Origin of the sequence: Pseudomonas sp. UYEF17, assembly GCF_040546125.1 — a bacterium.
Lineage (GTDB): Bacteria > Pseudomonadota > Gammaproteobacteria > Pseudomonadales > Pseudomonadaceae > Aquipseudomonas > Aquipseudomonas putida_Z.
On the sequence record NZ_JBEPNE010000004.1, the window covers coordinates 81,366 to 94,706 of the forward strand.

Genomic DNA, 13,341 nt, shown 5'->3' on the forward strand with positions numbered 1-13,341 from the left:
CCCCCCGCCCATCCGTTCCCCTGTGTACACCTCAGGCCGCCACATGCCGCTGCGCCCACGTTCGCGCAGCAGCCGGCCCGACCCAACCAGACACTGGCAGGAACACCCCATGACGGACGCCTTCGAACTCCCGCTCTCGCTGGTCCAGGCCCTGGCGCAACGCGCCGCGCAGACCCCGGACAAAGTCGCCTTGCGCTTTCTGGCCGACGCTCCCGGCGAGCAGGCCGTGCTCAGCTACCGGGACCTCGATCAGCGTGCGCGCACCATCGCCGCTGCCTTGCAAACCCGGGCCAGCTTCGGCGACCGCGCGGTGCTGTTGTTCCCCAGCGGGCCAGACTATGTAGCGGCGTTTTTCGGCTGCCTGTATGCCGGCGTGATTGCGGTGCCGGCCTACCCGCCGGAGTCCGCGCGCCAGCACCACCAGCAGCGCTTGCTGTCGATCATCGACGACGCCGAGCCGCGCTTGCTGCTGACCGTCGCGGCCCTGCACGACAGCCTGCGGGGCCTGGAGGCCCTGGCGGCGGCCAACGCCCCCGAACTGCTGGCGGTGGATGGCCTGGCCCCGGCACTGGCTGCGAACTGGCGCGAGCCCGCGCTCAAGGGTGATGACATCGCCTTCCTGCAGTACACCTCCGGCTCCACCGCACTGCCCAAGGGCGTGCAGGTCAGCCATGGCAACCTGGTGGCCAACGAGCAACTGATCCGCCAAGGCTTTGGCATCGACCTCAACCCCGACGACGTGATCGTCAGCTGGCTGCCGCTGTACCACGACATGGGCCTGATCGGCGGCCTGTTGCAGCCGATCTTCAGCGGCGTGCCCTGTGTGCTGATGTCGCCGGGCTACTTCCTGGCCCGGCCGCTGCGCTGGTTGCAGGCCATCAGCGAGTACGGCGGCACCATCAGCGGCGGCCCCGACTTTGCCTACCGGTTGTGCAGCGAGCGGGTCAGCGAGGCCTCCCTGGCCGGGCTCGACCTGAGCCGCTGGCGGGTGGCCTATTCCGGCTCCGAGCCGATTCGCCAGGACAGCCTGGCGGCCTTTGCCGGCAAGTTCCAGGCCTGCGGCTTCGACCCGCAGAGCTTCTTCGCCAGCTACGGGCTGGCCGAGGCGACCCTGTTCGTCAGCGGCAGCCGCCGTGGCCAGGGCATCGCCGCGCTGGAGCTGGACGCCGAAGCCTTTGCCGACAACCGTGCGGAACCTGGCAAGGGCAGTGTGCTGATGAGCTGTGGCTACCCGCAGCCCGGGCATGCCGTGCGCATTGTCGAACCACAACGCCTGCAGGTGCTGGGCGACAACCAGGTGGGCGAGATCTGGGCCGGTGGCCCGAGCATCGCCCTGGGCTACTGGCGCAACCCCGAGGCCAGCGCCCGCACCTTCGTCGAGATGGACGGCCAGACCTGGCTGCGTACCGGCGACCTGGGCTTCATGCGCGAAGGGGAAGTGTTCGTCACCGGGCGCCTGAAGGACATGCTGATCGTGCGCGGGCAGAACCTGTACCCGCAGGACCTGGAAAAGACCCTCGAGCGCGAAGTGGATGTGCTGCGCAAAGGCCGGGTGGCAGTGTTCGCCGTCGAGCAGCAAGGCGAGGAGGGCATTGGCGTGGCGGTGGAAATCAGCCGCAACGTGCAGAAGGCGATCAAGCCCCAGGCGCTGATCAAGACCCTGCGCCAGGTGATCGCCGACGCCTGCCGCCAGGCCCCGGCCGTGGTCCTGCTGCTGAACCCCGGCGCACTGCCCAAGACCTCCAGCGGCAAGCTGCAGCGTTCTGCCTGCCGCCTGCGCATGGATGATGGCAGCCTGGACTGCTACGCCCGCTTCCCTGAGGTGAGCGAGCCCGTTGCCACGGATGCCGCCGGCGATGAACTGCAGGCACGCATCGCCGGTGTGTGGCGCGACATCCTCAAGGTCGAGGCGGTGGCGGCAGACGACCACTTCCTGCTGCTGGGTGGCAACTCCATCGCCGCCACCCACGCCACCGCACGCCTGGCCGATGAATTGGGTATCGAGCCGGGCCTGCGCACCCTGTTCGAGGCGCCGATACTGGCTGACTACGCCAAGGCCGTGGCCGCGATCATCGCCGAAGGCGGTGGCCGGGTCGGCACCATCGCTACCCTGGAACGCACCCAGGCGCTGCCCCAGTCGCTGGCGCAAAACCGCCTGTGGCTGCTGTGGCAGTTGGACCCGCAGTCGGCGGCCTACAACATTCCGGCCGGCCTGCAGTTGCGCGGTGAGCTGGATGAAAACGCACTGGAAGCGGCCTTCCAGGCGCTGGTGACGCGCCATGAATCGCTGCGTACCCTGTTTGCCGAAGAGAACGGCCAGGCCCTGCAGCGCATCCAGGCGCAGCAGCCGTTCGACCTTCGCCGCCTGGACCTCGAAGGCCAGGCCGCCGAACAGGTCGCCGCCCAGCGTGAAGCCGAAGCTCGCCAGCCGTTCGACCTGACCCGGGGGCCGTTGCTGCGGGTGACCCTGGTGCGCCTGGACGATGAACACCATCAACTGTGGGTGACCCTGCACCATATCGTCGCCGACGGCTGGTCGCTGAACATCCTGCTGGACGAATTCGCCAAACTGTACGCCGCCCATTGCCAGGGCCTTGAGGCCAACCTGGCAGCGCTGACCCTGGGTTATGCCGACTACGGCACCTGGCAGCGACAGTGGCTGGCCGCAGGCGAGGCCGAGCGTCAGCTGCAGTACTGGCAGGCGCATCTGGGGGATGAATTGCCGGTGCTCGACCTGTGCACCGACCACCCGCGCACCAGCCAGCGCGACCACCGCGCCGCCCGCTTCAACCTCAAGGTACCGGCCAGGCTCACCGAAGCGCTCAAGGGCCTGGCCCGCGAACAGCAGGCCAGCCTGTTCATGGTGCTGCTGGCCGGCTGGCAGGCGCTGTTGCACCGCTACAGTGGCCAGGCCGATATCCGTGTCGGCGTGCCCAACGCCAACCGCCCGCGCCTGGAAACCCAAGACGTGGTCGGCTTCTTCATCAACACCCAGGTACTGCGTGCGCAACTCGATGGCCGCCTGCCGTTCGACCAGTTGCTGGCCCAGGTGCGCCAGGCCACCCTGGATGCCCAAGCCAACCAGGACCTGCCGTTCGAGCAACTGCTCGAAGCCTTGCCCGAGGCTCGCGAGCAAGGCCTGTTCCAGGTCATGTTCAACCACCAGCAACGTGACCTGTCTGCCCTGCGCCGCCTGCCGGGCCTGCTGGCCGAAGAGCTGCCGTGGCACAGTCGCGAAGCCAAGTTCGACTTGCAGCTGCACAGTGAAGAAGACCACCAGGGCCGCCTGAGCCTGGCCTTCGACTATGCCGCCGAATTGTTCGATGCCAGCACCGTCAAGCGCCTGGCCCAGCACCTGCTGGCCTTGCTCGAGCAGGTGTGTGCCGGGCCGCAGCGGGCGCTGGGCGAGGTGCAATTGCTCGACGAGCATGGCCGCGCGCAACTGCTGAGCTGGGGCGAGGCACCCGCCGCGGCGCCGCAGCGCCTGCTGGTCGAGCAGCTCAATGAGCAGGCGCGCCTTACCCCGCAGCGCACCGCCCTGGTGTGGGACGGTGGCAGCCTGGATTACGCCGAGTTGCACCAGCAAGCCAACCGCCTGGCCCACTACCTGCGTGACAAAGGCGTCGGCCCCGACACCTGCGTGGCCATCGCCGTCGAGCGTTCGCCGCAGCTGCTGGTGGGCCTGCTGGCCATTCTCAAGGCCGGTGGTGCCTATGTGCCGCTGGACGTCGATTACCCGGCCGAGCGCCTGGCCTACATGCTCGCCGACTGCAACGCTGGCCTGCTGCTGAGCCACAGCAACCTGCTGGGCAAGCTGCCACAGGTGGACGGCGTCAGCGCCATCGCACTCGACCAGCTGCACCTGGACAGCTGGCCAAGCCATGCCCCCGGCCTGCACCTGCATGGCGACAACCTGGCCTATGTGATCTACACCTCCGGCTCCACCGGCCAGCCCAAGGGCGTGGGCAATACCCACGCGGCACTGGCCGAGCGCCTGCAATGGATGCAGGCCAGCTATGTGCTGGACGACAGCGACGTGCTGATGCAGAAGGCGCCGATCAGCTTCGACGTTTCGGTGTGGGAATGCTTCTGGCCACTGGTGACCGGTTGCAAGCTGGTGCTCGCCGGCCCTGGCGAGCACCGCGACCCGCAGCGCATCGCCGCGCTGGTGCAGGCCCATGGCGTGACCACGCTGCACTTCGTGCCGCCGCTGTTGCAGGTGTTCGTCCAGGAGCCGCAGGCGGGTGCCTGCAGCAGCCTGCGCCGGCTGTTCTCCGGTGGCGAAGCGCTGTCCGCGGCACTGCGTGACCGCGTGCTGCAGGTGCTGCCGCAGGTGCAGTTGCACAACCGCTATGGCCCGACCGAAACCGCCATCAACGTCACCCATTGGCACTGCCAGGCCACCGATGGCGAACGCTCGCCGATCGGCCGCCCGCTGGGCAATGTGCTGTGCCGTGTGCTGGACGACGAGCTGGAACTGACCACCCCCGGTGTGCCGGGCGAGCTGTACCTTGGCGGTGCAGGCCTGGCCCGTGGTTACCTGGGCCGGTCGGGCCTCACCGCCGAGCGCTTCGTGCCCCGGGCCGACGGCAATGGCGAGCGCCTGTACCGCAGTGGCGACCGCGCCCGCTGGCAGGTGCAGACCGAGGCGCTGGAATACCTTGGCCGCCTCGATCAGCAGGTCAAGGTGCGTGGCTTCCGTGTCGAACCCGAGGAAGTCCAGGTCTGCCTGCTGGCGCAAGCGGGGGTCGAACAGGCGCTGGTGCTGATTCACAAGGATGCCGTAGGCGCGCAACTGGTCGGCTACTACAGTGGCAGCGCCCAGCCTGATGCATTGCTGACGGTGCTGGCTGAACAACTACCGGCCTACATGGTGCCGGCACAACTCATCCCGCTGGCGCAGATGCCGCTGGGCCCCAGCGGCAAGGTCGACCGCAAGGCGTTGCCGGCCCCGGTGTGGCAGCAGCGGGAGCACATCGAGCCGCAAACCGAGTTGCAGCAGCAGGTCGCTGCCATCTGGCGTGAAGTGCTGAACCTGCCGCGCGTTGGCCTGCAGGATGACTTCTTCGCCCTTGGCGGCCATTCGCTGCTGGCCACTCAAATTGTCTCGCGCACGCGTCAGGCCTGTGATGTCGAGCTGCCGCTCAAGGCCCTGTTCGACGCCAGCGAGCTGGGCGCCTTCTGTGCCGAGATCACGCGTATCCGTGCTGCCGGTGAGCGCAACCTGCAAGGCGCAATCACCCGCGTCGACCGCCGTCAGGCGGTGCCGCTGTCGTACTCGCAGCAGCGCATGTGGTTCCTTTGGCAAATGGAGCCGGGCAGCCCGGCGTACAACGTTGGCGGCATGGCGCGCTTGCGCGGCACCCTGCATGTGGATGCCTTCGAGCGTGCGCTGCAGGCGCTGGTGGTGCGCCACGAAACCCTGCGCACCACCTTCCCCAGCATCGATGGCGTGCCGTATCAGTGCGTGGCCGAAGACAGCAGCCTGCACCTCGACTGGCAGGACTTCAGCGCTTTGCCCGCCGATGCCCGCCAACAACGCCTGCAACAACTGGCCGACGACCAGGCGCACCAGCCGTTCGACCTGGAGCGCGGTCCGTTGCTGCGTGCCTGTCTGGTCAAAGCCCAAGAGCGAGAGCACTTCTTCGTGCTGACCCTGCACCATATCGTCACCGAAGGCTGGGCCATGGACATCTTCGCCCGCGAACTGGGCGAGCTGTACGAGGCCTTCGTCGATGACCGCGAATCGCCGCTGGCGCCGCTGCCGGTGCAGTACCTGGACTACAGCGTGTGGCAACGGCAATGGCTGGAAAGCGGCGAGGGCGCCCGCCAGCTGGCCTACTGGCAGGCCCGCCTGGGCGATGAACACCCGGTACTGGCGCTGCCTGCCGACCGCCCGCGCCCGGCAGTGCAGAGCCACCGTGGCGAGCTGTACCGCTTCGAGCTCGACCCGGCGCTGGTCGCCCGCGTGCATGCCTTCAACAGCCAGCGCGGCCTGACCCTGTTCATGACCATGACTGCCACCCTGGCCGCCTTGCTGCACCGCTACAGCGGCCAGCGTGACCTGCGCATTGGCGCGCCGGTGGCCAACCGCATCCGCCCGGAAAGCGAAGGGCTGATTGGCGCGTTCCTCAACACCCAGGTGCTGCGTTGCGAGCTGGACGGCCAGATGAGTGCCGCACAGTTGCTGGAGCAGGTACGCCAGGTTGCCATCGAAGGCCAGTCGCACCAGGACCTGCCGTTCGACCAGCTGGTGGAAGCCCTGCAGCCACCGCGCAGCAGCGCCTACAACCCGCTGTTCCAGGTGATGTGCAACGTGCAGCGCTGGGCCTTCCAGCAAAGCCGCCAGCTTGCCGGCATGCAGGTGGATTACCTGGTCAACGACGCCAGCGCCACCAAGTTCGACCTGTACCTGGAGGTGACCGACCTCGACGGCCGCCTGGGTTGCTGCCTGACCTACAGCCGCGACCTGTTCGACGAACCACGCATCGCACGCATGGCCGAGCACTGGCAGCAATTGCTGGCCGGCCTGCTCGACAACCCGCAACAGCGCCTGTGTGAGCTGCCGATGCTGAGCAGCGCCGAGCAGCAGGTGCTGGCGGGCCAGTTGCAAGGCGAGCAGGATCTCGCACTCGACCAGACCGTGCACGGCCTGTTTGCCGCCCAAGCTGCGCGCACGCCGAACGCTGGCGCGTTGACCTTCGCCGGCCGGCACATGACCTATGCCGAACTCGACCAGCAGGCCAACCGCCTGGCCCGCGCCCTGCGCGAGCGTGGCGTCGGCCCGCAGGTGCGCGTGGGCCTGGCGCTGGAGCGTTCGCTGGAAATGGTCGTCGGCCTGCTGGCCATCCTCAAGGCCGGTGGCGCCTACGTGCCGCTCGACCCCGAATACCCGCTCGACCGCCTGCGCTACATGATCGAAGACAGCCGCATCGGCCTGCTGCTCAGCCAGCGCACGCTGCTGCAAACCCTGGGGCAGTTGCCCGAAGGCGTGGCGCACTGGAGCCTGGAGGACGACAGCGCCAGCCTGTCGGCCTACAGCGATGCGCCGCTGGACAACCTCAACCTGCCGCAGCACCAGGCCTACCTGATCTACACCTCCGGTTCCACCGGCAAGCCCAAGGGCGTGGTAGTCAGCCACGGCGAGTTCGCCATGCATTGCCAGGCGGTGATCGACGCGTTCGGCATGCGCAGCGATGACTGCGAGCTGCACTTCTATTCGATCAATTTCGACGCCGCCAGCGAACGCCTTTGGGTGCCGCTGCTGTGTGGCGCCCGCGTGGTGCTGCGCGCCCAGGGGCAGTGGGGCGCCGAAGACATCTGCCAACTGGTGCGCGAGCAGCAGGTGAGCATCCTTGGCTTCACGCCCAGCTACGGCAGCCAGTTGGCGCAGTACCTGGCCGGGCAGGGCGAGCAGTTGCCAGTGCGCCTGGTCATTACCGGTGGTGAAGCGCTGACCGGCGAACACCTGCAGCGCATCCGCCAGGCCTTCGCGCCGCAGCAGTTCTTCAACGCCTACGGGCCGACCGAAACCGTGGTCATGCCGCTGGCCTGCCTGGCACCACAGACACTGCCGGCGGAGCTGGGCAGCGTACCGATCGGCCGCGTCATCGGTAGCCGCACGGCCTACATCCTCGACGAAGACCTTGCCCTGTTGCCGCAAGGCGCTATTGGCGAGCTGTATGTCGGCGGTGCCGGCCTGGCCCAGGGTTACCACGACCGCCCGGGCCTTAGCGCCGAGCGCTTCGTCGCCGACCCGTTCGGCAGCGAAGGCGGGCGCTTGTATCGCACCGGTGACCTGGTGCGCCTGGGCAGCGATGGCCTGGTCGAGTACGTCGGCCGCGCCGACCAGCAGGTGAAGATTCGCGGTTTCCGTATCGAACTGGGCGAAATCGAAAGCCGCCTGCAGGCGCATGCCGATGTCGACGAAGCTGTGGTGCTGGCCCTCGACCTGCCGGGCGGCAAGCAACTGGTGGGTTACCTGGTGTGCGGGCAGGCCGCTGCCGACAGCGAGGCCCAGGGCCTGCTGCGCGACGCGGTGAAAGCCGATGCCCGCCAGCACCTGCCGGACTACATGGTGCCGGCGCACCTGGTGCTGCTCGACAGCCTGCCGCTGATGGGCAACGGCAAGCTCGACCGCCGTGCGCTGCCGTTGCCGGACCTGGAACAGGCACGCCAGCAGTACCAGGCGCCTGGCAACGAGGTGGAAGCGCAACTGGCGCAGATCTGGCGCGACGTGCTCAGCGTTGCCCGGGTCGGCGTGCAGGACAACTTCTTCGAACTGGGCGGCGACTCGATCCTGTCGATCCAGGTAGTCAGCCGGGCTCGTCAGGCCGGCTTGCAGTTCACCCCGCGCGACCTGTTCCAGCATCAGACCATCCAGACCCTGGCCGCCATCGTTCAGCGCAGCGAAGCCGCCAGCAGCATCGAACAGGGCCAGCGCCAGGGCCAGGCCGGCCTCACGCCGATCCAGCACTGGTTCTTCGACAGTGAAGTGCCACAGCCGCAGCACTGGAACCAGGCTGTTCTGCTGGAGGCGCGCAAGCCGCTGGATGAGGGGATACTGGAGCGAGCCTTGGCCGCCCTGGTGCAGCACCACGACAGCCTGCGCCTGCGCTTTGGCATGGCCCAGGGCCGCTGGCAGGCCGAATATGCTTCGCCTGCCACCGGGCAATTGCTGTGGACAGCCACGGTCGCCGACTTCGCCGATTGCCAGCCGCTGTATACCGACCTGCAACGCAGCCTCGACCCGGAACAGGGCCCACTGTTGCGCGCCTTGCTGGTTAATGACGGGCAGGGCGGCCAGCGCCTGTTGCTGGCGATCCATCACCTGGTGGTCGATGGCGTGTCGTGGCGCGTGCTGCTGGAAGACCTGCAGGCGCTGTACCGTGGCCAACCGCTGCCGGCCAAGACCCACGCCATGAGCGACTGGGCCGCACGCCTGGCCAGCTATGCCGGCAGCGATTCGCTGCGCGACGAGCTGGGCTGGTGGCAAGGCCAGTTGGGTGGCGTGCGCCGTGAACTGCCATGTGATCACCCGCAGGGCGGCAACCTGCACCGCCACGCCCGTACCCTGGCCATCGGCCTGGATGTGGCGCAGACCCGGCAGTTACTGCAGCAGGCCCCGGCGGCCTATCACACCCAGGTCAACGACCTGCTGCTGACCGCGCTGGCGCGTGCCCTGTGCCGCTGGAGCGGCGATGAAGAAGTGCTGGTACAGCTTGAGGGCCATGGCCGTGACGGGCTGTTCGAAGACATGGACCTGACCCGCAGCGTCGGCTGGTTCACCAACGCCTACCCGCTGAGCCTGCGCCCGCTGCCAGGCGAGGACGATGCGGCGCGGGCAGGCTCGATCAAGCGCATCAAGGAGCAGCTGCGCCAGGTGCCGCACAAAGGGCTGGGTTACGGCGTTCTGCGCTACCTGGCCGATACGGCAGGGCGCGAGCAGATGGCGGCCCTGCCGCAGGCACGCATCACCTTCAACTACCTGGGCCAGTTCGACCAGCAGTTCGACAGCACAGCCCTGTTCCAGCCGCTGGACGCCCCGGCAGGCCTGGCCCACGACCTCGATGCACCGCTGCCCAACTGGCTGAGTGTCGATGGCCAAGTGTATGGCGGCGCCCTGCAACTGCGCTGGACCTTCAGTGCCGAACGCTACGACGAGCGGACCATCGCCAGCCTGGCCGAAGCCTATCGCCAGGAGCTGCTGGCGCTGGTCGAGCATTGCCTGGCTGATGGCAACGGCAGTTTCACGCCATCGGACTTCCCGCTGGCGCACCTGACCCAGGCACAGATCGACGCGCTGCCGGTACCGGCAGCGCAAATCGAGGACGTCTACCCGCTGACGCCGATGCAGGAAGGCATGCTGCTGCACACCCTGCTGGAGCCGGGCACCGGCCTCTACTACATGCAGGACCGCTACCGCATCAACAGCGCGCTCGACCCCGAACGCTTCGCCCAGGCGTGGCAGGCGGTGGTGGCGCGCCACGAAGCGCTACGCGCATCGTTCAGCTGGAACACCGGCGAGGCGATGCTGCAGATCATCCACAAGCCGGGCAACACGCAGGTGGACTACCAGGACTGGCGTGGCCTCGACGACGACGCCCAGGAGCAGCGCCTGCAGGCCCTGCACAAGCAGGAACGCGAGGCTGGTTTCGCCCTGCTCAGCGAGGCGCCGTTCCACCTGCGCCTGGTGCGTGTGGCCGACGAGCGCTACTGGTTCATGATGAGCAACCATCACATCCTCATCGATGCCTGGTGCCGTTCGCTGTTGATGAACGATTTCTTCGAGATCTACCAGGCCCTCGGCGAGGGGCGCCAGGCCCGCTTGCCGGTGCCACCGCGCTACCGCGACTACATCGGCTGGCTGCAACGCCAGGGCCTGGACGACGCGCGAGCCTGGTGGCAGGCCAACCTGGCCGGCTTCGAACGCGCCACCCCCATCCCCAGCGACCGCCCGCTGCGCCACGACCATGCCGGTAGCGGCATGGTCGTCGGCGACTGTTACACCCGCCTGGCGGTGAGCGACGGCGTGCGCCTGCGTGAACTGGCCCAGGCCCACCAGCTCACCGTCAACACCTTCGCCCAGGCGGCCTGGGCCCTGGTACTGGCGCGCTACAGTGGCGACCGCGACGTAGCCTTTGGCGTGACCGTGGCCGGGCGCCCGGTGAGCATGCCGCAGATGCAGCGTACCGTCGGCCTGTTCATCAACAGCGTCGCCCTGCGCGTGCAATTGCCGGTGGCGGGTGAGCGCTGCAGTGTGCGCCAGTGGTTGCAAGGCCTGCTGGAGCGCAACATGGAGCTGCGCGAATATGAATACCTGCCGCTGGTGGCGATCCAGGAGTGCAGCGAACTGCCCAAGGGCCAGCCGCTGTTCGACAGCCTGTTCGTGTTCGAGAACGCGCCGGTGGAAACTGCCGTGCTCGACCACGCCCAGCACCTGAATGCCAGTTCCGACTCGGGCCGTACCCACACCAACTTCCCGCTGACAGCGGTGTGCTACCCGGGCGATGACCTTGGCCTGCATCTGTCGTTCGACCAGCGCTACTTCGACTACCCGACCGTCGAGCGCCTGCTGGCCGAGTTCAAGCGCCTGCTGCTGGCGCTGGTGCAAGGCTTTGAAGGGGAGATGAGCGCACTGCCGTTGCTGGGCGCCGAGGAGCAGCGTTTCTTGCTGGAGGACTGCAACCGTACCGCGCGCGCCTATCCACTGGAACAGAGCTACATCGCGCAGTTCGAGGCGCAGGTGGCCGCACATCCGCAACGTACCGTGGCCCGCTGCCTGGACGCGTCCTACGACTACGCCGGCTTGAACCTGGCGGCCAACCGCCTGGGCCATGCCTTGATCGCGGCGGGTGTGAACCTGGACCAGCCGGTGGCACTGCTGGCCGAGCGTGGGCTACCGCTGCTGGGCATGATCGTCGGCAGCTTCAAGGCCGGCGCCGGCTACCTGCCACTGGACCCGGGCCTGCCGGCGGCGCGCTTGCAAAGCATCATCCAGCTCAGCCGTACACCCGTGCTGGTGTGCAGCGCGGCTTGTGCCGGGCAAGGGCGGCAGTTGCTGGACCAGCTTGCAGTGGCGGCACGGCCGCAGTTGCTGGTCTGGGAAGACATCCAGGCCAGCCCGGTGGCCAGCCACAACCCCGGCATTCACAGCGGGCCGGATAACCTCGCCTATGTGATCTACACCTCAGGCTCCACCGGCCTGCCGAAGGGGGTGATGGTCGAGCAGCGCGGCATGCTCAACAACCAGCTGAGCAAGGTGCCGTACCTGGCTCTCGGCGAGCACGACGTGATCGCCCAGACGGCCTCGCAGAGCTTCGACATTTCGGTGTGGCAGTTCCTTGCCGCGCCGCTGTTCGGCGCCAGGGTGGAGATCGTGCCGAACGCCATCGCCCATGACCCGCAGGGCCTGCTGGCGCATGTGCAGGCCACCGGCATCAGCGTGCTGGAGAGCGTGCCGTCGCTGATCCAGGGTATGCTGGCCAACGACCACCAGGCCCTCGATGGCCTGCGCTGGATGCTGCCGACCGGCGAAGCCATGCCACCGGAGCTGGCGGCGCAGTGGCTGCAGCGCTACCCGCAGATCGGCCTGGTCAACGCCTACGGCCCGGCGGAGTGCTCCGATGACGTGGCGTTCTTCCGCGTCGATGCCGCCTCGACCCGTGGCAGCTACCTGCCGATCGGCACGCCGACCGACAACAACCGCCTGTACCTGTTCGGCGAGGACCAGGCGCTGGTGCCACTGGGTGCGACAGGTGAGCTGTGCGTGGCCGGCACCGGCGTGGGCCGTGGCTATGTCGGCGACCCGGTGCGCACGGCGCTGGCGTTCATTCCCCATCCATATGGTGCGCCGGGCGAACGCCTGTACCGCACCGGCGACCTGGCGCGGCAGCGCCCGGGCGGGGTGCTGGAGTATGTCGGGCGCATCGACCATCAGGTGAAGATTCGCGGCTACCGCATCGAACTGGGTGAAATCGAAGCCCGCCTGCACGAACAGCCGGAGCTCCGCGACGCTGCCGTTGGCGTGCAGGAGGGCGTCAATGGCAAGCACCTGGTGGGTTACCTGGTGGCGCATCAGGGCGTTGCAGCCGACGCTGCGTTGCTGGAACAGCTCAAGCAGCGCCTGCGTGCCGAGTTGCCGGAGTACATGGTCCCACTGCACTGGGGCTGGTTCGACAGCCTGCCGCACAACGCCAACGGCAAGCTCGACCGCAAGGCCCTGCCGGCCATCGACATCGGTGGCCAGCACAGCCAGGCCTACCAGGCGCCGCGCAACGAGCTGGAAGAGGTACTGGCCGGTATCTGGGCCGATGTGCTCAAGGCCGAGCGGGTCGGGGTGCACGACAACTTCTTCGAGCTGGGCGGGCATTCGCTGCTGGCCACGCAGATCGCCTCGCGGGTGCAGAAGCAGCTGCAGCTGAACGTGCCGCTGCGGGCGATGTTCGAGTGCAGCACGGTGGAGGAGCTGGCGGTGTATGTGCAGGGGTTGCAGGGCAGTGTGCTGGATGACGACAAGGTCGACCGGCTCAGTGACCTTATGGCCGAGCTGGAGGGCTTGTGACCTGAGCAGGTGAGGCCTGCATCGCCCCTTGTAGGAGCGGCCTTGTGTCGCGAAAGGGCTGCACAGCAGCCCCAGCAATTTCAGTTTTTATGCAGCATTTTGGGGGCCGCTATGCGGCCCTTTCGCGACACAAGGCCGCTCCTACAGGTACGGCGTTGTTCTCGAGGTTTGGCGCTGCACCTGTGGGAGCGGGCATGCCCGCGAACACCGGCGCAGCCGGTGCCATACACCGCGTTGAGTTCTTCGCGGGCTTGCCCGCTCCCACAGGGCCGCCACAG

Annotated in this window: 1 protein-coding gene; it reads left to right on the forward strand. The window is 67.8% G+C overall.

What is annotated here, in order from left to right; all coding sequences use genetic code 11:
• Positions 1-109 precede the first annotated feature (109 nt).
• Positions 110-13,063, forward strand: coding sequence for a non-ribosomal peptide synthetase (locus tag ABIB24_RS08040; RefSeq protein ID WP_354316291.1), 12,954 nt, complete (start codon positions 110-112; stop codon positions 13,061-13,063).
• Positions 13,064-13,341: the final 278 nt, after the last annotated feature.